The organism is Dyella sp. OK584 (assembly GCF_057787755.1).
Genome location: NZ_CM173542.1, coordinates 2,366,212 through 2,385,079, shown reverse-complemented (window position 1 = coordinate 2,385,079; position 18,868 = coordinate 2,366,212). Strand labels below are relative to the sequence as shown.

The window sequence follows — 18,868 nt, the reverse complement described above, 5'->3', positions numbered from 1 at the left end:
TTCCATGTCTTTCGAATCGCTGGGCCTTGCGCCCGCGTTGTTGCGCGCGCTTGCCGATCAGGGCTACACCGAGCCCACTCCCATCCAGGCCGCGGCCATCCCGATCGTGCTTGAAGGTGGCGACCTGCTCGCCGCCGCCCAAACCGGTACCGGCAAGACCGCCGCGTTCGCGCTACCGTTGCTACAGCACCTTTCCAACGCCGGTGCCACCCAGACGCGCCGTCCGCGCGCCCTGGTGCTGACCCCTACCCGCGAGCTGGCCGCCCAGGTGCATGAAAACCTGCGCGACTACGGCAAGCACATGCGTATCAGCAGCACGACCATCTTCGGTGGCGTCAGCATGGGCCCGCAGATGCAGGCACTGCGGCGCGGCGTCGATGTCATCATCGCTACCCCGGGTCGCCTGATCGACCACATGCAGCAGCGTTCGATCGACCTGTCCGGCGTTGAAGTGCTGGTGCTGGACGAAGCCGACCGCATGCTCGACATGGGCTTCCTGCCGGCGCTCAAGCAGATCCTGACGGCCGTGCCGCGCAAGCGCCAGACGCTGCTGTTCTCGGCCACCTTTGCCCCGCCGATCAAGACGCTGGCGATGCAGTTCATGCATCAGCCGCGCGAAGTGTCGGTGGCCCCGCCCAACAGCGTAGCCACCACGGTCACGCATCACGTGCATCCGGTTGATGCCGCGAAGAAGAAGGACCTGCTATTGCATGTGCTGTCGCAGGACAGCCGCCGCCAGACGCTGGTGTTCAGCCGCACGAAGCACGGCGCCGACAAGCTGGTGAAGTCGCTGGAGCAAGCCGGCCTGCGCGCCGCCGCCATTCACGGCAACAAGAGCCAGAATGCCCGCACGCGTGCGTTGAGCGACTTCAAGACCGGTCGCACCACGGTGCTGGTCGCCACCGACATCGCCGCACGCGGTATCGACATCGACCAGCTGCCGATCGTGATCAACTTCGATCTGCCGATGGTGGCCGAAGACTACGTGCACCGCATTGGCCGCACTGGCCGCGCCGGCGCCGAAGGCATGGCCGTGTCGCTGGTGAGTCATGAGGAAGCCGGCCTGCTGCGTGACATCCGCAAGCTGCTCAAGCAGGACATCGCCTTCAGCGACGTGGCCGGTTTCGAGCCGTCGCATCCGCTGCGTACCGACGCGGCCGCACCGAAGCCGGTACAGGGCCAACGCCAGGCGCGTCCGCCGCAGCAGCGTCAGGGACAACGCCCGGGCAAGCCATCGTCGTCGCATCGTCCGCACGGCCATGGTTACGGCCAGTCGCAGGGCGGCGATCGCCCCGTCGAAGGCAACCGCAATCGTCAGCGTAGCCGTCGTCCGGCAGCCAAGGCCTGATCAACGAAGGGCGGATCTCACGATCCGCCCTTTTTTTCGACCGATTCTTGTAGGAGCGCACCTTGTGCGCGACCGCAGCGTGTCGTCGCTACCGCTCTGCGAGGCCACCTTGGGTGGCAGGCTTGCCGCGCACAGGGTCCGCTCCTACATGGAGCCTCCATCAGCCATCGCGGATGCGTGACGTGAGCACGTGGTCCTCCCACACGCCGGCGATCTGCAAGTAACGCTTGGCGTAGCCTTCCTGCTCGAAGCCGAGCCGCTGCAGCAACCTGCCGCTACGGTCATTGCGCGGCATGTAGTTGGCCATCACGCGATGCAGATCCAGCTCGTGAAACCCCCACTGCAAGGCCGCCTCCAGCGCCTCCTGCATCAAGCCCTGGCCTTGCCGGTGCGCAGCGATGCTGTAGCCCAGGTGACACGCCTGGAAGGCTCCACGCACGACATTGGCAAACGTGAGGTTGGCCATGATGTCATTGCCAGCCAGGTCAAGCACGACGAATGGATAGGCGCGGTCGAAGCGCACGGCCTCGCGCGATTCTGCCAGTGTCTGGGTGCAGTGCTCCAGCGTGTAGTACGCGGATTCGCGCAATGGCTCCCACGGCGCCAGATGCTCGCGGTTCCGCACGCGATATCGCAGCAGCCGCCCGGCGTCGGTGGAATCCACCACGCGAATCAGTGCGCGCGGAGTGGTGATGGGGTGAAGCAGGTTCACAAGCGGCCCAGCGCCAATGCGTGATGGCGCAAGTGATCGTCGATGAAGCTGGTGATGAAGTAGTAACTGTGGTCGTAGCCAGGATGGCGACGCAGTACCAGCGATTGCCCACCTTCAGCGCATGCCTGGTCAAACAACTCGGGCTTGAGTTGTGTAGCGAGAAACCCATCCGCTTCGCCTTGGTCAATCAGGATCGTGCCATCGAATGTTTGGCGGCGTACCAATTCGCAGGCGTCGTATTCGGCCCAGGTGGCGGTGTCATCGCCGAGATAACGTGGCAGCGCCTTTTGGCCCCATGGCACCTGACTTGGCGCCACGATGGGTGCAAACGCCGACACCGAGCGATATTGACCTGGGTGGCGCAGCGCCATGGTCAGCGCACCATGGCCTCCCATGGAATGACCGGTGATGCCACTGCGTTCCCGATCGATCGGGAAGTGCCGCGCCAGCAGCTCTGGCAGTTCGTTCACGACGTAGCTGTGCATGCGAAAACGCGATGCCCATGGCGCCTGCGTCGCATCCACATAGAAACCCGCACCCTCGCCAAATTCCCAATCACCGGTGGCGCCCTCGAAGCCGGTGTTGCGTGGGCTGGTGTCAGGCATCACCAGGATCAAGCCCAGCTCAGCCGCAAGACGTTGCGCGCCCGCCTTGATCGTCGCGGTTTCCTCGGTGCAGGTGAGACCTGCGAGGAAATACAGCACAGGACACACTTCATTCGCAGCGTGCGGTGGCTGAAAGAGAGCGAAGCGCATCGGACCATCGCAACTCTCCGAATGATGCCGATAGAAACCCTGCACGCCGTCGTGGCAACGCTGCTCGGAGATCGTCTCGATTCCAGTCATGGCTCCTATCCCTGTCATCGCATTGGCAGCCATCATAGTGCCGCGGCGCTCAGCGCTCCTGGTCCGTCGGCCTCATCAACACTTCGTTGATGTTCACGTGTGCGGGCCGTGACACGCAGAACACGATGGCGTCGGCCACGTCACGCCCTTGCAGCTGTCGCATGCCTTCGGCCCACGCGTTGGTGGTTGCCTGCACGGTGGCGTGTCCAATATGTTCGCGCAGCTCGGTTTCCACCACGCCCGGTTCGATCACCGTGACGCGAATGTTGTGCTGGTATACCTCGCGGCGCAGCGCTTCGGAGAAACCCACCACACCGAACTTCGTTGCGGCATAGGCGGCAGCATTGGGATTGGCCACCCGTCCCGCCGTCGACGAGATATTCACAATGTGACCGTCACGCCGCGCCGTCATGCCGGGCAACGCGGCCTGGGTAGCAGCGATCAGGCTGAGCACGTTCAGCTCCAGCATGCGCCGCCAGCGGCCAAGATCCGCTTCGGCAACGGGTTCGAGATACATCACACCGGCGTTGTTCACCAGGATGTCCAGCCGGCCATATCGCGCCTCCGTCTCGGCCACGATGCGCTGTGCCTCAAGCTCGAAAGTCAGATCCGCCACCAGGACGACTGGCTCGGCGCCAAGCGCCTCGAGCTGCGTCGCCAACACTTCCAATCGATCCCGCCGGCGGGCCGCAATGGCCACACGGGCGCCAGCTTCGGCCAGCGCCAACGCGGTGGCCTCACCGATGCCCGAAGAGGCCCCAGTCACCAGTGCAACACGGCCTTCAAGAGGTTTTGACATGAATTTCCCTCGGTAATAAGGCAATAGGTGTAACAAAACCCCCGGCTCAGGCGAGGCAGCCTGTTACAATAGCGTCATTCTCCCGCATGCCGCCGTGCATGCCATGTCGAGGTTCCCCATGTCCTCCCCGTCTTCCGATTCCCAGCCGGCAGCCGCCGGCTTTGCTGCGCTTGGCCTTCATCCGGAGGTGCTGCGTGTGCTGTCCGATGTCGGTTATGAATCGCCTTCGCCCATTCAGGCCGCCACCATTCCACCACTGCTGGAAGGCCGCGACGTGCTCGGCCAGGCGCAGACCGGCACCGGCAAAACCGCCGCGTTCGCGCTGCCGCTGCTGTCGCGCATTGACCTCAAGCCCGGCAAGCCGCAGGCGCTGGTACTCGCACCCACGCGCGAATTGGCCATCCAGGTGGCCGAAGCGTTCCAGCGCTACGCCGCGCACATGCCCGGCCTGCAGGTGCTGCCGATCTACGGTGGCCAGAGCTACGGCCCGCAGCTGCATTCGCTCAAGCGCGGCGTGCACATTGTGGTCGGCACGCCCGGCCGAGTGATCGATCACCTCGATCGTGGCACGCTGGATCTGTCCGAGCTGAAGTTCCTCGTGCTCGACGAAGCCGACGAAATGCTGCGCATGGGCTTCATCGACGACGTGGAAAAAGTGCTGCAGGCCACGCCGCCGCAGCGCCAGGTGGCGTTGTTCTCCGCCACCATGCCGGCGCCGATCCGCAAGATCGCGCAGCGACACCTGAAAGAGCCGGTGGAAGTGACGATCAAGTCGTCGACCACCACCGCCGCCAATATCCGTCAGCGCTACTGGTTCGTCAGTGGCATGCACAAGCTCGACGCCATGACGCGCATTCTCGAGGCCGAACCGTTCGACGCGATGATCATCTTCGCGCGCACCAAGCAGGCCACCGAAGAACTGGCCGGGAAGTTGCAGGCACGTGGCCTTGCCGCCGCCGCCATCAACGGCGATATCGCGCAGGCGCAGCGCGAGCGTGTGATCCAGCAGCTCAAGGAAGGCAAGCTCGACATCCTCGTGGCGACCGACGTGGCTGCGCGTGGTCTGGACGTGGACCGCATCAGCCACGTGATGAACTACGACATTCCGTACGACACGGAAAGCTATGTGCATCGCATCGGTCGTACCGGTCGTGCGGGCCGCAGCGGCGAGGCGATCCTGTTTGTCACGCCGCGCGAAAAGGGCATGCTGCGTGCGATTGAGCGCGCCACGCGCCAGCCCATCGAAGAGATGAAGCTGCCCACCGTCGAGGCGGTGAACGACGTGCGCATCTCCAGGTTCAAGCAGCGCATCAGCGACACGCTGGCCGTCGGCGAACTAGGGCTGTTCCAGCAGCTGATCGAGCAGTACGAGCAGGAACACAATATCCCCGCCATCGAGATCGCCGCCGCATTGGCACGTATCTCACAAGGCGACCAGCCGCTGCTGCTCACGCCCCCGCCGAAGCGCGAATTTGCGCCACGCGAGCACGCACCCCGTGAGCACGCCGATGTTCGTCACGCCGCACGCGAGCACAAACCACGTGATCGCGATAGCGCGCCGCGCGAATTTGTCGCGCGCCCGGTACGCGCGCACCATACCGAAGAAGGCAAGCGCACCTATCGTGTCGAGGTCGGTCACGAGCACGGCGTGAAGCCCGGAAACATCATCGGCGCGATTGCCAACGAGGCCGGCCTGGAGAGTGGCTTCATCGGTCGCCTGAGCATTCGTGGCGAGTACAGCCTGATCGACCTGCCCGATGGCATGCCGAGTGAAGTGTTCGACCACCTGAAGAAGGTGTGGGTGAGCCAGCAGCAGCTGCGCATCAAGGAATGGGACGGTGACGACAGCGGCGCAAGCGAAGCGTCGCCGCACAAGCCCGGTGGCTTCCGTCCCGGCGGCGGTGGCGGCTTCAAGAAGCATGGCGGCAAGCCGCGCCCGCACGGCCAGAGCGGCGGCAAGCCGCCGCGTCGGGCGAAGTAACTCGATGCCTCTACATTCCGTCATTCCGGCGAAAGCCGGAATGACGGAATGACGGATAACCAATGCGATTGTTCGACCAGCGTGACGCATCGTTCACCGCACGCACGCTGCAAATTCGCATCAAGCCCCTACCCTATGGCGGTCCCCCGAGGTAACCGCCATGACCGCCCTCCCCAGCCTGTACATCTCCCACGGCTCGCCCATGACCGCCCTCCAGCCGCGGCTGGTAGGCGAGCGTCTGGTTGAGCTGGCCAGGTCGTTGCCGCGCCCTAAGGCCATCGTCATTGCCACTGCGCACTGGCTGGCACGGCAGCCACAGGTGGGCGGCGCCACTCGCCCGGAAACCATTCACGATTTCTACGGCTTCCCGCGCGAACTGTTCGAGATTCAGTATCCGGCACGCGGCGAACCAGAACTGGCCGCACGCGTCACCGAACTACTCGACAGGGCTGGCCTGCCCACGACGCTCGATCCCACGCAGGGCCTTGACCATGGCGCCTGGGTGCCGTTGCGCCTGCTCTATCCGAAAGCCGATATCCCAGTGGTGCCGATGTCGATCCAGCCGGCACTGGGGCCTGCTCATCAGTACGCCGTGGGTCGCGCGCTGGCGCCACTGCGTGAGGAAGGCGTGTTGGTCATCGGCTCGGGCAGCATCACGCACAACCTGCACGACTTCCGGGAAGGCTACAGCGAAGAGCGCGAAGCTCCGTACGTACGGCCGTTCATCGAATGGATCGAGCGCAAACTGGCCGAAGGCGACGTCGATGCGCTGCTCGACTACCGCCAGCAGGCGCCGTTCGCCGAACGCGCACATCCCACCGACGAACATCTGCTGCCGCTATTCGTCGCTCTGGGTGCCGCAGGTGCGACCGCCAAGGCACAGCGCATCGATGCTGGCATCGAGTACGGGCTCCTGGCGATGGACATCTATCGCTTCGACAGCGGCGAGGCACCGCTCACTGCACGATGATGGTGCCGACCATCATCGGATGGATCGAACAGTAATACGCATATTTGCCAGGCTTGGAGAAGGTGACCGCATAGCTGTCATTGGTATCCAGCGCGTGCGACGGCGCGAACGTGCCGCCAGCGCTCGCAATACGATGAGGCTCATCGTCGCTATTGGTCCAGACCACGCGCGTGCCTGCCGGCACGGTAAGCGTGCGTGGGCTGAAGGCGAATTCACGAATGTCGACCTGGATGGCCTTTGCATTGCCTGCACCGGCGGCCTCGGCCGCGTGAACCACTCCAGCCGCACCACCACTGCAGCACAGCAAGCCACCCAGCATGAGCGCGCGCGCCAGTTGCACCGCGCTCATGTCAGTGACTCATCGGTGACGGCAAGCGCGTGGCGTCCCTGCACATGGTGCACATCGCGAATGCCGAGATAGCCGTGCAGCGCATCGGGTGCCACGTCCTTCATCGGCCCCGGTGCGGGCCCGACACCTGGCGCGGGTTGCGGATAGGCGGTGGAACGCGCGGTGTAGAACGTGATGTTGCCTTCCACCTTCTGCTGGATCTGGTGGATATGCCCGTTAAGCACGCTGACTGAACCGAAACGGCGCAGAGTGGCGATAGCTTCGGCGCTGTCGTCAGTGGCCCAACCCCACGGTGGATACAGCGGCCACAACGGCATGTGCGCAAATACGACAAGCGGCGTCTCGGCGGAACGACCCGAAAGATCCTTCTTCAGCCAGGCCAGCTGATCGCCACCCAGCGAACCCATGCCACCTGCCTTGAGATTGAGCACGTTGATCAGCCCGACGAAATGCACGCCGCGATGATCGAAGCTGTACCAGCCGCCGGGCTGTTGCCGTTCGCCGAAGCGACGAAAGAACTCGGCGCCGTTGTCGCCAATCACGTCGTGCTCGCCGGGTACGTAGAACACCTTGTCGGTGCGCGCTTCCTGCATCAGCTGCGCCAACGTATCGAACTCCTCGGGCTTGGACAGATGCGTAAGGTCGCCCGTATGCAGCATGAAGTCCGGTCGCGTCGGCTGCGCGTTGACCATCGCCAGCGACTCGCGGAGCGTAGATGCCACATCCATGTTCGGTGCCTTGTGAAAGCCGATATGCGAGTCGCTGATCTGCACGAAACTGAAACTCGCATCGGCAGTGGACGCGCCGGCACCGTGTCCGAGCGGCTGGGCGTGCAGCACGCCTCCTTTCATCAGCCAGAGCGTGCCGGCACCTGCCCAGGCCATGCATTTGAGAAATTCACGCCGGCCAGCCATCTCGTTGTCGTTCGTTCGCTGCATGATCGGTATCTCCTGGCGGTTGGACGGGCAAGGCGCCTGCCATGCCCACACCCCTCATTACCGACCAGGCCAGCCGTCTATTCCCTCTATCAACCCTATTTCGCTACTTGCGACCCGGGTTGGAATAAAGTGGCGCAAACAGAGGTCTTACCTCTTATGCCCATGGACTTGCCCAGTCACCAACCCGCGAGAAGCGCTCGCTTCGAGGCGCTGGTGCTGCCGTATCTCGATGCGGCTTACAACCTGGCGCGATGGCTGGCCCATAACGATGCGGACGCGCAGGATGTGGTGCAGGAAGCCCTGCTGCGGGCGCTTCGCTATTTCGATAGTTTCCGTGGCGGCGACGCGCGTGTCTGGCTGCTCGCCATCGTGCGCAACACGTTCTACACGCTGCGCACCAGCGCGCCACGCGAAGCACTGCACGCTGCGCTGGACGACGATGCGCATCCGCTGATCGACGAAGGACCGTCTCCGGAGACGCTGACCCTGCTCGCGGTGGATGTCGGTGCGTTGCAGGTCGCACTGGAACATCTGCCGCCACCGCTGCGCGAAGTGATCGTGCTTCGCGAGCTGGAGGAGTGTTCATACAAAGAGATCGCCGCGATCACCGAACAAAAGATTGGAACCGTCATGTCCCGCCTCGCCCGCGCACGCGAGCGCCTGAAGGCCGAACTGACCTGCCATCCCAGGGAGGTACGTCGCCATGACGTGCGATGACATCACGCTGCTCCTGCACGCTTATCTCGACGACGAGCTCGACGCCGCGCAAAGCGTCGCCATCGTCCGCCACATGGACGATTGCAGCGCATGCACGGCCCGTTACAAAGGCTATGCGACGCTGCACAAGGCGCTCGCCCAACCCGCGCTGTACCGGCGCGCGCCGGACGAACTGCGTCAACGCTGGAGCCCGGCGCCGACGGTGGTCAATATCGCGACGGCACAGCGCACCCGGCGTTCGCCGCTGATGCTCGCCGCCGCCGCGGGTTTCGCGGGGGCGCTGCTGATCGCCAGCCCGTTGGCGTTCCGTACCTGGCGGGCGCCTGCCCTGGGCGACGGCGACATCGTGGCCGAAGTCATCAGCGGCCATGTCCGCTCGCTTCAGGCACAGCACTTGATGGACGTAGTGTCGACCGACCAGCACACGGTGAAACCGTGGTTCGCCGGCAAGCTCGATTTCTCGCCGCACGTGAAAGAGCTGGCCGGCGAGGGTTTCCCGCTGGAAGGCGGACGCCTAGATGCCATTAACGGCCATGCCGCCGCCGCCCTGATCTATCGGCGACGGCTGCATGTGATCAATCTCTATCAGTGGCCTGCGGATGTCACCGCAGCGGCGTCACAAGAGTCGCAGCGACACGGCTATACAGTGATTCGCTGGGCCGCCGACGGCATGCAGTACGCGGCCATCTCCGACGTCAGCGAGACGGACCTCAAGCAGTTCGTGCTCGCCTTCCAGAATGAGGCGGGTACCGCAACCAACCGCTGACGCTGACCCATCACGGCACTGGCACCGGCTCGCTCGGCCAGTCCGCCGGCGTCAGCACAGGCAAACCGTGTGCGATGCGTGCCTTGTCGCACTGCGGGCTGATCGCGCCGAACTCCCACGACGGCTGCACTTCACGACAGACCGAAGGCCGCTGCTCGTAGATCCCGCAATGAGCTGCCTGCCCCACCGTGCCCACCAGCGCGACGCAGCGCGGCTTGGATGCCTGCGTGCCGCGCATCACCAGCCGGTGCGGATCGAACGTCTCTGTCAGCTCCTGAGGCACCACGCCGCCCATCCCCGCATCGGCTTCGGACCAATGGAAAGCCACGCGAAAATAGGCGCAGCAGGCGCCACAACGAAGACAGGGATGCAGCATGGATGATGTTCAAAGCGCACCCCAAGGCGCGCAGCGCTGCCATTTTAGAACGCGCTATTTGGTAGCAGAAGCACCAAGAAGTTGGCCGCGTGCCAGGCTAATCTGCCGGCATGGCTTGGCGCACCCCATCTTCACTTAAGTGGCTGATTACGAAGCGATCCTGTTTTGCGGGAGAGCTTCAGAAACTTGAAGCCGAATACCTTTGCCTTCAACAGCAAGCGGATGAATTGGCGCACCGGATATCCGATACTCGCCGCCATCTGTGTGTGATCGATTCAACCTTGGCGCTCCACGAGATACAGATTCATGCCGAAGGTATATGTAATACCAGGCCTCAGAGTGCACGCTTGCTGCCCTACGGACAGTTGGGGCGTCTGGTCTTACGGGTACTCCGTGGACGAACCGACTGGAAGTCAACTACCCAGATAGTCTTCGAGGTCGTGGGGCTGGTCGGACATATCGGGGAAGATGATTGTGAGCGGATTCGCCCACTAATACGCCGCCGCCTTCACAAACTAGTAAAGTCCGGACAGGTAGAGAGACACGTTCCTCAGAATAAGCCAAAGCTTCGCAACGGTGAGGATGAAGCGATGTGGCGAGTGTCACTCAATGACGAGGTCTGGCGACTAGACTAGAGACACGACTACCAGACACGGACGGCATCGGCATCAGATGAGTTCGATTGCATCGAGATGTTCTATAACCCGATTCGCCGAGATGGTTTTGCTTGAGACTTGTCAACCGTAGAGTTGATACGGCGCTACGCGCAACGCGGTTCTTGAGTGTCTCTGAAACTCTGACCGGTCCGTCCTCATGGCAAAGATAGCCCCTACATTGACCCCAATCGAAGCTGCAGTCGCCTTGCGCGACGAGCTGCTTGCACGAAATTGGCCCGACGTCCCCCCGCTACTGAAAGCGGGGGGACGTCGGGCCCAAAGTGGATGCCATTACTTCCACGAACGGCGACGGAAGGACCGGCAGGGAAGATTGGGCTAGGAACAAACGAAATGCAGGAGAGCTGCTTGGAGTCTGGTCGCCGGTAGAGCGGATCTACCGCTATCCCCCCCTTTCAGCTCACTCCAAGTGGGCACATACATGAGCGCGTCCGCGACCTCCTGACAGCTCTCGCCAGCCACGCTGATTTCACTCCGAGAGCCGACACAGGAGGTTGGCGCCGTGCGTTTTGGTTGCACGGGGCAACTATGGTATTGGCTGGACTCGATGGTGTGACACGCGTGCCCGCGGAGGTTTTCGCCAGCAATCCGGAAGCAGTCATCCGGGCTTCCCGCTACGATGCCAAATTTGTACGAAATAGTTCGTGGTAAGTAATGACTGCGGATTACGGTGACAACTGACCACCTTTCCGGCTCGGTGTGAACATCAGTGTGGTGATGGGTACCACGCTGCTGATGACCAAATGCGCCAACTACTCGTCCCGACCTGATTGATCTCGTCGGATATGACTGCCCGGCTGCAAGCCAAATAAATCAGCGGACTGCCTTGGGGATACGCCAAGTTGTGGCACTACGCCTAGGGGGAGGGTCAGGTGTACACGCGAACCGGAGCACGGTCACTTGGACTTGACGCGGACCACCTAGTGCATCAGGGGGCGTAGCCGGGGAAATATGGTCTCAATGGATCCCGCAATCGCCCATCCGTCGCCATCAAACACCGAGACGAATGCAAGGATCGCCTTCTTATCACGATTGGTGCCACTAAGGACCCAGCCAATTGAATGCATTGCTATGGTCGAGCCGAGCGACCTCTGAATTGACTCAGGCGAGCAATTTGTAGCGTCAAAGCAATGGTAAACCTGACCAGCGTGAAAGCGTGTCGGAATGCCATTGCGGACCACTAACGAATCAATTTCAGACTCTATTGCGTAGGCATTGGGAATCATGAGCGAAACGTCTTCGCCACCCTCTACGAATTTCGATAGCGCGGACGCAAGGTGACTTGCGACGTCGTTTGCTCCAGTAAGAAGAGATACGGCGCCATCGGCTGAAGTAACCGTCGGGGAGTGCTCAAGTCCCGCCAAGAGGTTGTGCGTCGGCGCCAGGTCGCCAACTTCTGCATGTGTGATGAGACGGATATCGGCCAATAGGGATTCAAGATCGGCATCCGCAACGCGCGGCAAGATCGCCTGAGCACTCGCTTCAATGAGCGCCCTCAAGGCCACCTCCTGCGAGGAGGAGGCCCGAACAATGGCAACTGAGCTAAGTGAAGTCCTCATGCGATCGGTGGATGAAGAGGATCAATGGGTGGCATCTGCGGAGTTATCCGATATTTGACACCATTCTCGTCTATCCAGTCCCAATGCGGGCCAATGGGCTCCGGGTGATCCATATCTGGATGAAGAGTCCATCCTTTTTCAGGGTTGTACCAGGCGCCACGAGGACCACCGGGAGCATCAGGGCCACGCCACTGCCAACCTTTGCCAGGGCATTGGGCAGGATCTGTCGGAATTTTCGGAAAGCCTTCAGGAAGCTGAGGTGCCGGAGCGCCTGGAGGCAGGGGCTTAACCGGCTCAATGAGAGGCCGAATCACAGGAGGTTCTTCGCTGAGCAAGGTACTCGACGGGAACAGCCTTGGCGAGAGCAGCATTTCTTGCAATCCGAGAGGGTCAACTCGGGTCAAGGGGTTATTCTCGACAGCGGCATATGTGGTCATGCCGGCGGCCAGTCCTTTGGGATCGCTTTGCAAGAAGCGCCATGTGCCGGGTTCGCGCGTTCGGATTATGTTGTAGTTCAATCCACTTTCTGCGTCGTAGTATTCGCCAGCGGACCGCAAATTGAGCATGAAGCCGTTACTCGATGTCGGCTGCAGCTCCTCAAACGCATTGCCCTGATACGGAAGCGACCAGATCGTCGCACCACTGTTGTCGCTCACCGCACGCGGCGCGTTCAGTCCATCCGCCTGCACATAGCTCACCGTGCTGGTGGTGCCTGAGGTATCCACCACAGCCACAGGCAGGCTATCCAGCCAGATGTAGTCGCGCGCACTGGTGCCGTACTCGCCGAGCAGCTGACTGTTCTCGTCATACACGAAGCGCTGGTTGATGGTCGTTGGGAAGGTCGCTGCCTTGGCCGTCCGCTGCCCCAACGCGTTGTACGTATACGTGCCCACAGTGCTGCCATCGCGCTGCACGACCGTCATGCGGTTCCGGCCGTTGTAGCCGTAACCGAAGGTGTCACCGCCCACCGTGGTGCCGGTGGTGTTGCCGTTCGCGTCGTAGATGCGGCTGGCGTTGCCGATGCTGGCGAGTTGATGCGTGCCGCTCTGGTAGCTGTACGTGCCGGTAGCCAGACCGCTTCCGCTCTTGCTCAGCCGGTCGCCGGTCTTGTTATACGTGTACGACTCTTCCGGGTTGCCGTTGGCATCGGTGAGGCCGGTCAGGCGGTACAGCGGGTCGTAGCTGTACGTCTCGCTGGCCGGATTGGCGCCAGGCGCATTACCCAACGCGGTGATGTTGCCCATGGCATTGCGGGCGAAGTGCAGGTTCAACGCCGGACTCACCACATCGGTCAGGGCGTAGTTGGCGTCGTACGTGCGCGTAACGGTTTGGCCATTACCCAAGGTGTAGCTGGTGATCGGACCAAACGGCATGTAGCTCACCGCGGTGACCACATTGCCCGCGCCGGCGCCCGTCGTGCCGGCGGGCAGTGCGGTGACACCACTGATGCGCCCGGCCCCGTCGCGGGTGTACTGGATGGACGTCCCGCTCGCAGTCAGCGTGCTGGCCAGTCGGTCAGCCAGGGTGTAGCCGTAGCCGGTGACATCCGTGGCCGTGCCCTGGGTCTGACTCTTACGAATGACATTGCCGTGGGTGTCGTAGCAGTACACCGTCGTGACACTGGCTTCGACGATTCGGGTCAGACGCCCTACGGGATAGGAACTGGTGCACCCGGTGACGCTGCTGGGCTCGTCGTAGCCATAGGCCACGTTGAGCGTGCCATCGACATAGGTGGTGGCGGTGCGACGGTTGAGCGCATCGTACGTACTGGTGCTGGTGATGCTCTTGGCATCGGTACGCTGGGTGACGTTGCCGGCGGCATCGTAGCCGTAGGTCGTGCTGCCGGTGTCTGGGCTCTGCACTGAGGTGGCATTGCCCAAGCCGTCATGGCCATACACGGTGTTGAGGCCATCCGGATCGCTGACGCCCTGCAGCTGATCCAGCGCATCGTAGGCGAACACGCTTTGCGTGTTCTGCGTCGCTGGATCGGTGCCGTTGTAGTTGTCGATGGTGGACTGCAGACGGTTCAGACCGTCGTAGCCTTGCTTGCGCTGTATCCCCAACGCATCAGCCGTATGCACCAGGTTACCGTTACCATCGTAGCTGTCGCTGTAGGCGGCATTGAAGACATCGTGGGTGAGGCCATCGGTGACCTTGGTCAGCTGGCCCAGCGTGTTATAGGCACGCGACAACGACCGGCGCACCGTGCCGCTGGGATCGAAGGTCTCTTCCTTGGTCTTGTTGCCGGCCGCATCCAGGGTGTAGTGGATACGGTCACCCAACGCATCGGTGATGTCGGTCAGGCGGTGCGCGGCGTCGTAGGTATAGGTGACAAGCACTCCATCCGGATCAGTGATCGAGGCGACAGCACCGTACGGCTTGTAGCTGATCGTGGTGACGGCATCGTTGGCCGAGGGTGAGCCATCCGCATTGGCACGTACCGTGCGAGTCAGCAGCCAGCCACGCGGGTGATAGGTAAAGTCGGTGATGACACCGTTGGCGTCGGACTGACGCATCACGCGACCGTTCTTGTCGTAGGCCATGAGAGTAACGACCTGACCCAATGCATTGGTGGCCTGGTAGAGATCACCGGCACGATGACAAGCCGCACCCAACGTGCCGCAGCCGGACTCGTCGGTCGACAAGTAGTAGCTGTACTGGGTGACGTCTGAGACATCAGTGCGCGGACCATCCACCGACAGCAACAGACCAACGAGCGGGCACTGCGTGCCGTCCACGGCGTTGCAGTAGGTGTAGCGCCATTGACGGACGCCAGTGGGGGCGTTGGCGCTACTACCACACGTATAGCTTGTTGCACCCGACACGGAGGGATCGGCCTCACAGCGAGCCGTAGGTTGCCCCAAGCTGTTGTAGGCCCATAAGGCCGAAGCAACAGGGTTGCCGCTATTGTCGAGTACGGTGCGTGTCAGTGGCACGCGTAGCGCGGTGTTCCATGCGATGTTTGTGGTGCGCTGGTTCGCAGTGCTGGAGGCGTCAATCTGTTGATCTAGCAGACCGTTTGCATCGTAGGTAGTCTTGGTGACGACATTATTGAAATCCGTGGTCGTCGCGACATAGCCATTACTGTCGAACGTTGCGGCAGCGTTGGGTTGGCCGCAGCCGGGACCACAGGGCGCGCTCACCGCGCCAGCACGCACGGAGCCGCTCGGCACCACAAAACTCAAGGTGGTCTGCGCACCAGTGGGGTAGGTGACGGTGGTCGTGGCATTGCTGTTGTAGGTCACCTGGGTGACATCTACATTCCCTGCTGAACTCGACATCGTGGCTCGCCCTCTCGAGTCATAACCGATGTTCGTCAGGCGGGTGTTCGTCTCGTCGATCTCCCCCGTCAAGGCGTGGGGAAGACTCGTGCCACCAGTGAGGGCGCTTTCGTTGTAGACGTATTGGCGGAACGTCATGTCCGGGTAGGTGACTTTGGCCAGGTTGCCATTCGCGTCGTAGGCATAGCTGAGCACACCGCCGTCCGGCTGGGTTACCGTCGCGATGTTGGCTTGTGCGCTGTAGGTAAAACTGAGCGACCGCCCGCGTGGATCGGTGACCGCGAGTAGCAGGCCTACCGATGGCGCGACCGTCGTCGGTGTGTATACGGTGCTGTAGGTCAGTGTAGTGACCTGTCCACTCGTATCGACGATCGACAACAGGTTGCCATTGGGGTCGTAGCTTTCCTGATCGCGCGTAGCGGCGTCGACATAAAGCCACCCGGTCAGATTACCTGCCCCATCCGTCTGCTGCGTCAAACGATCCGCCATGTCGGTATCGGTAGTCCACTGACCGGCCTGCGGGGTAAAGATCACCTTCACCCCATTAGGCCGAAGCACGTTGGCGGTCGAATGAGTGCCATCGGTCAGATATATCAGGCTGCGATCAAAGCTGTGCCGCCAGTGCGCCCCGATATGCGAGGAGGAAGCCGATGGGTGGCTGTTGTAGTACCGATGAAGACCCAACGCACCTAACGTGGCATCGGCATCGTCGCGATATTCGTTGCCGGTGCCAAGGTTGATCGGATCGCCCGCGCACGTGCAGGGAGGGCCATTGTTCTTATCGGCTTTGTAGGGGTAACCCGTACCGTAGAATTCCATTCCCTCCTCACATGGCCACGGCGCGTCTGACGCGGAGGCCATGTGGCCTGTTATGGCACCGTTGGGATAGTAAGTCGCGGTGTATCCGGGACAGTAGGGACTGGGATAATGGCCCCAGTTGAAAATAGCCATCCCAACCCACCATGTGGTGATGATTTGCGGAAGGCTGTCGTAGGGATAGCACGGACCGTATCGGTATGTGGCGCAACTGAGCTGTCCGTCGCTCGAAGGAGGTGTGGCATAGGAGAACGGCGGACCAAAGAAGGTGGGCGCTGTCGCCAAGGAGGGCGGCGAAGTGGCCAACGCCGTCCCCATCAAGCCAAACGTCAGACACAGCACCAAAGCAACGGCGCGCATGAACCCCATGACTCCCCCGAAGGCGCAACGTGTATGCGCCAAGCCAGTGTGATGCATTACCTTAGCGCCGACGCTTGACTGGATGCACTGGCGGCTGAATGTACCGCCGACACCCACAATGAGAGCACGATAAAGCAACACGCAAGTTGCGCGATACGGCCAGTGATCATGCACTTCCCCTGTGAAGACTTTCGGCCTATCGGCGCCGACGCCGCTTTGAATGCCCTGAAAGAGGTATAGCAAACAGTCATGGGGCGGCGCCATCATCAGTAGCGCGTCGTCCATCACATTTTTACGCCATCAAATGGAGTCGCCCCCCAACTGACTTGCATATCGGCGGACGCACCTGGGCGAGAGGCATAGACTTCCGGCAGATCGCTGCGCCAATCATCAGAGCCACCCCAGGCCAAATGGCAGCGGCCCGGATGGGCTGCGGCGTGAATGAGAGATATAGATCAGTGCGAACCCGGTCAGTGTGGTGCTTCGTGGTCAGCCCCCCCGTTGAGCGGTGAGTGCGCTTGGCGACCCTGGCCAGTTAGTTTTGCGTTGAGAGTTCAACTCGTTTGGCGACGCTGGTCAGTTGGCTGGCGTTTTCCAAGATGGCCGCTTCGCTGGATTGACACCGAGACAGCACAGCTCTAGCGGCAAGGGTCGGTTGGTGGGTATCAGTAAGTGTGGCGATGCCTATGTGGGGGGACTGGTGCATGAGGCGCGATCCGCGTTGAGAACAGCGCCCAACAAGGACGACCGACGCATCCACTGGTTCATTACATGTCCGTGGCGAGTGACTCGTTGATCGCTCACCTCATCCTATGTGCATATTTGTCTGGTGAGCCATTGGCGGTCCAAGCAGTTACGGCCTTACGGACAAAGTGCGCCGCACGATCGAATCCCGCACTGTCGAGGACGTATGGAAATGTCTTTGAATAGATCAGGTAGTGGGACCATCCGCGATCCGGCGGAACGTCAATGGATAGATGCAACAAAATTTCTTCACCTTCACCTTCATCGTCTTCGCTGAAGAGCTTCTCTCCGTCCGAAAACAGACGAGATCTGACTTGATCCTCAATGCTGCGCGCCTCAACTCGTGTGGTCTCAAGCACGACAATCCCGTTGATCATCAGCGCCTGCTCAACGTCGAATAGTCTTATTTCACCCGTTAGGACTTCGCAGTGCATCGGCGCTCCATGTGCTGTTTAGGGTTTGTCACGTCAACTAGCCTCATTTCCGTCAGCCCTCATATTTGATGCTAAGAAAAAATCCACCCCAAGTTCGTGCCTCCGGTGGTTGCCCTGCCAGTAACCACGCCACCACTGAGATCTTCCCGGAAGCAAAAGACCTTGAAGGATCTCAAGCACGCGTTCGCGTTGCGGGAGTTTCCGCTTAGTCTCTCGCCAAGCAAATTCCGCAGCGTAATCTTGCAGGTACTTTGGTCGGAAGCCATGGAAGGACCCGTACTCGCCACGCCGCATACGACTATTGAAAGTCTCCGACATGTTGTCGGAGACGCCCTCCGAAGTGCTGAATTCTCGCGCATGCGATACGACGTAATGCTCGTGCATGCTGCTTAGAACGCCATAGGCTGAGCCTTCGTCCGTCATCACGATGGCTTTGCTGGAAATCAACCTTTCGGCTATCCGCGCTACATCCGCGGCGTTCTCCGACTGGCATACCAGAGCGATGGTCCGGGCCGAGCCCCTGCCGTGCCCTGCGGACGAGCAAAGTGATATGACGACGCGTTTGTCTGCCCGTCTCAACCAATTGTTCCGGGTCATGCCAGCTTCGACCCAGGGCTCCGTTGAACTCTCGATCTTCTTCTTACCGAATCGCTTGGCGATCGCATCGGCAGGCATCTTGATTTTGCGGTTGGGCTTTCGCGGTTTACCGCAAAAGTATCCACCATCCATGTGCACAATCCCTTCCAGTGGGGTTAGATCCATGGATTTCACGAAGTACTCTCTGACCTTTCCCGCGAGAACTTGACAGGTCTTAGGTGTCACCCCGAGGTCGCGACTTAGAAGCAATAGGGCCGCGCCCTTGGCCTTGTTGTCGAACATGAGGTAGGCAAGGACAATCCGCTTAAAGGAGAGTTTGTGTCGATCCAGCGACGTGCCGCTCGTGACACTGAACATGTGATCGCACTCTGCGCAACGCCACTGCCGACGCGTTGCCCTACGGTAATGCTTTCGGTAGGCGCCACATCGGGGACAGCCTTGTTTATCGGTACTTCCCCATCGTGCCTCGGCCAGAAGTAGCTCGGCAGCTTCGTTGGTCAAATCGTGAACAAAACGGGCGAAATCTCTCGCCTCTTTGCTGTGGAGGGTGTGTTGTGCCATCTGCTTGCCTTTGAAACAGGCGAGTCGGGCCAGCCCCGGCG

Annotated in this window: 16 protein-coding genes and 1 pseudogene; 6 read left to right on the top strand and 11 right to left on the bottom strand. The window is 61.3% G+C overall.

The annotated features are described in order from the left end of the window. The first annotated feature begins 4 nt into the window (after window positions 1-4). The gene (locus tag AC3CBN_RS10555; RefSeq protein WP_488632984.1) at window positions 5-1,348 is read left to right on the top strand and encodes a DEAD/DEAH box helicase; all 1,344 of its coding nucleotides are present in this window, start codon (window positions 5-7) and stop codon (window positions 1,346-1,348) included. 160 nt (window positions 1,349-1,508) lie between these two features. Here AC3CBN_RS10555 and rimJ read toward each other — a convergent pair whose 3' ends face one another. From rimJ to AC3CBN_RS10540, 3 genes are read right to left on the bottom strand one after another with little or no spacing between them, the layout of a single operon-like run. Beyond that, window positions 1,509-2,060 carry a ribosomal protein S5-alanine N-acetyltransferase gene (gene rimJ / locus AC3CBN_RS10550; RefSeq protein WP_488632983.1) on the bottom strand — a complete coding sequence of 184 codons (552 nt, stop codon included), beginning with the start codon at window positions 2,058-2,060 and terminating at the stop codon, window positions 1,509-1,511. After that, complete coding sequence (gene fghA, locus AC3CBN_RS10545; protein ID WP_488632982.1) at window positions 2,057-2,905, bottom strand: S-formylglutathione hydrolase; 849 nt, start codon at window positions 2,903-2,905, stop codon at window positions 2,057-2,059. Before fghA ends, rimJ begins: the two co-directional genes overlap by 4 nt. Before the next feature lie 49 nt (window positions 2,906-2,954). Further along, on the bottom strand, window positions 2,955-3,704 hold the full coding sequence (locus tag AC3CBN_RS10540; protein WP_488632981.1) for an SDR family NAD(P)-dependent oxidoreductase: 750 nt from the start codon (window positions 3,702-3,704) through the stop codon (window positions 2,955-2,957). 118 nt (window positions 3,705-3,822) lie between these two features. On the opposite strand from AC3CBN_RS10540, the gene AC3CBN_RS10535 reads away from it, so the two are divergent. After that, window positions 3,823-5,685, top strand: a complete 1,863-nt coding sequence (locus AC3CBN_RS10535) for a DEAD/DEAH box helicase (RefSeq protein WP_488632980.1) — start codon at window positions 3,823-3,825, stop codon at window positions 5,683-5,685. A 160-nt stretch (window positions 5,686-5,845) separates the two neighbouring features. Then, complete coding sequence (locus AC3CBN_RS10530) at window positions 5,846-6,655, top strand: dioxygenase family protein (protein WP_488632979.1); 810 nt, start codon at window positions 5,846-5,848, stop codon at window positions 6,653-6,655. On the opposite strand, the gene AC3CBN_RS10525 is transcribed toward AC3CBN_RS10530, so the two are convergent. Then, window positions 6,642-7,004, bottom strand: a complete 363-nt coding sequence (locus AC3CBN_RS10525; protein ID WP_488632978.1) for a cupredoxin domain-containing protein — start codon at window positions 7,002-7,004, stop codon at window positions 6,642-6,644. The genes AC3CBN_RS10530 and AC3CBN_RS10525 overlap by 14 nt on opposite strands. Then, the gene (locus tag AC3CBN_RS10520; protein WP_488632977.1) at window positions 7,001-7,942 is read right to left on the bottom strand and encodes a metallophosphoesterase family protein; all 942 of its coding nucleotides are present in this window, start codon (window positions 7,940-7,942) and stop codon (window positions 7,001-7,003) included. Before AC3CBN_RS10520 ends, AC3CBN_RS10525 begins: the two co-directional genes overlap by 4 nt. Window positions 7,943-8,104: 162 nt before the next feature. Here AC3CBN_RS10520 and AC3CBN_RS10515 point away from each other — a divergent pair, with 162 nt between their 5' ends. Beyond that, the gene (locus tag AC3CBN_RS10515; protein ID WP_488632976.1) at window positions 8,105-8,659 is read left to right on the top strand and encodes a sigma-70 family RNA polymerase sigma factor; all 555 of its coding nucleotides are present in this window, start codon (window positions 8,105-8,107) and stop codon (window positions 8,657-8,659) included. Further along, window positions 8,646-9,425: an anti-sigma factor family protein gene (locus AC3CBN_RS10510; protein ID WP_488632975.1), complete on the top strand. Its 780-nt coding sequence runs from the start codon at window positions 8,646-8,648 to the stop codon at window positions 9,423-9,425. The genes AC3CBN_RS10515 and AC3CBN_RS10510 overlap by 14 nt, the downstream gene beginning before the upstream one ends. Window positions 9,426-9,435: 10 nt before the next feature. Here the strand turns inward: AC3CBN_RS10510 and AC3CBN_RS10505 are convergent, their stop codons facing one another. The 3 genes from AC3CBN_RS10505 to AC3CBN_RS10495 all read right to left on the bottom strand — a co-directional run bounded on the left by AC3CBN_RS10505 (window position 9,436) and on the right by AC3CBN_RS10495 (window position 16,134). Further along, window positions 9,436-9,801 (bottom strand): YkgJ family cysteine cluster protein, encoded by a 366-nt coding sequence (locus AC3CBN_RS10505; protein ID WP_488632974.1) that lies wholly within the window; start codon window positions 9,799-9,801, stop codon window positions 9,436-9,438. A gap of 1,594 nt (window positions 9,802-11,395) precedes the next feature. Next, entirely contained in the window at window positions 11,396-11,974 is a 579-nt protein-coding gene (locus AC3CBN_RS10500) for a hypothetical protein (protein ID WP_488632973.1), read from the bottom strand. A 56-nt stretch (window positions 11,975-12,030) separates the two neighbouring features. Then, window positions 12,031-16,134, bottom strand: a complete 4,104-nt coding sequence (locus tag AC3CBN_RS10495) for an RHS repeat-associated core domain-containing protein (protein WP_488632972.1) — start codon at window positions 16,132-16,134, stop codon at window positions 12,031-12,033. A gap of 1,015 nt (window positions 16,135-17,149) precedes the next feature. Here AC3CBN_RS10495 and AC3CBN_RS10490 point away from each other — a divergent pair. Further along, the gene (locus AC3CBN_RS10490; protein ID WP_488632971.1) at window positions 17,150-17,287 is read left to right on the top strand and encodes a hypothetical protein; all 138 of its coding nucleotides are present in this window, start codon (window positions 17,150-17,152) and stop codon (window positions 17,285-17,287) included. Between the two features lie 4 nt (window positions 17,288-17,291). Here AC3CBN_RS10490 and AC3CBN_RS10485 read toward each other — a convergent pair whose 3' ends face one another. From AC3CBN_RS10485 to AC3CBN_RS10475, 3 genes and pseudogenes are all read right to left on the bottom strand, one after another. Further along, a complete protein-coding gene (locus AC3CBN_RS10485) occupies window positions 17,292-17,669 on the bottom strand; it encodes a hypothetical protein (protein ID WP_488632970.1) in 378 nt (125 codons plus the stop codon). Between the two features lie 33 nt (window positions 17,670-17,702). Further along, window positions 17,703-18,623, bottom strand: coding sequence for an IS1595 family transposase (locus AC3CBN_RS10480; RefSeq protein WP_488636713.1), 921 nt, complete (start codon window positions 18,621-18,623; stop codon window positions 17,703-17,705). A 60-nt stretch (window positions 18,624-18,683) separates the two neighbouring features. Beyond that, window positions 18,684-18,827, bottom strand: a pseudogene (locus tag AC3CBN_RS10475) (hypothetical protein); the annotation flags it as partial. Window positions 18,828-18,868 lie beyond the last annotated feature (41 nt).

Coding starts and splice junctions, on each gene's coding strand:
- AC3CBN_RS10515 (WP_488632976.1), top strand. CDS start 8,105: ATGGACTTGCCCAGTCACCAACCCGCGAGAAGCGCTCGCTTCGAGGCG.
- AC3CBN_RS10495 (WP_488632972.1), bottom strand. CDS start 16,134: ATGGAATTCTACGGTACGGGTTACCCCTACAAAGCCGATAAGAACAAT.
- AC3CBN_RS10555 (WP_488632984.1), top strand. CDS start 5: ATGTCTTTCGAATCGCTGGGCCTTGCGCCCGCGTTGTTGCGCGCGCTT.
- AC3CBN_RS10540 (WP_488632981.1), bottom strand. CDS start 3,704: ATGTCAAAACCTCTTGAAGGCCGTGTTGCACTGGTGACTGGGGCCTCT.
- AC3CBN_RS10520 (WP_488632977.1), bottom strand. CDS start 7,942: ATGCAGCGAACGAACGACAACGAGATGGCTGGCCGGCGTGAATTTCTC.
- AC3CBN_RS10485 (WP_488632970.1), bottom strand. CDS start 17,669: ATGCACTGCGAAGTCCTAACGGGTGAAATAAGACTATTCGACGTTGAG.
- fghA (WP_488632982.1), bottom strand. CDS start 2,905: ATGACTGGAATCGAGACGATCTCCGAGCAGCGTTGCCACGACGGCGTG.
- AC3CBN_RS10510 (WP_488632975.1), top strand. CDS start 8,646: ATGACGTGCGATGACATCACGCTGCTCCTGCACGCTTATCTCGACGAC.
- AC3CBN_RS10530 (WP_488632979.1), top strand. CDS start 5,846: ATGACCGCCCTCCCCAGCCTGTACATCTCCCACGGCTCGCCCATGACC.
- AC3CBN_RS10480 (WP_488636713.1), bottom strand. CDS start 18,623: ATGTTCAGTGTCACGAGCGGCACGTCGCTGGATCGACACAAACTCTCC.
- AC3CBN_RS10525 (WP_488632978.1), bottom strand. CDS start 7,004: ATGAGCGCGGTGCAACTGGCGCGCGCGCTCATGCTGGGTGGCTTGCTG.
- AC3CBN_RS10505 (WP_488632974.1), bottom strand. CDS start 9,801: ATGCTGCATCCCTGTCTTCGTTGTGGCGCCTGCTGCGCCTATTTTCGC.
- AC3CBN_RS10535 (WP_488632980.1), top strand. CDS start 3,823: ATGTCCTCCCCGTCTTCCGATTCCCAGCCGGCAGCCGCCGGCTTTGCT.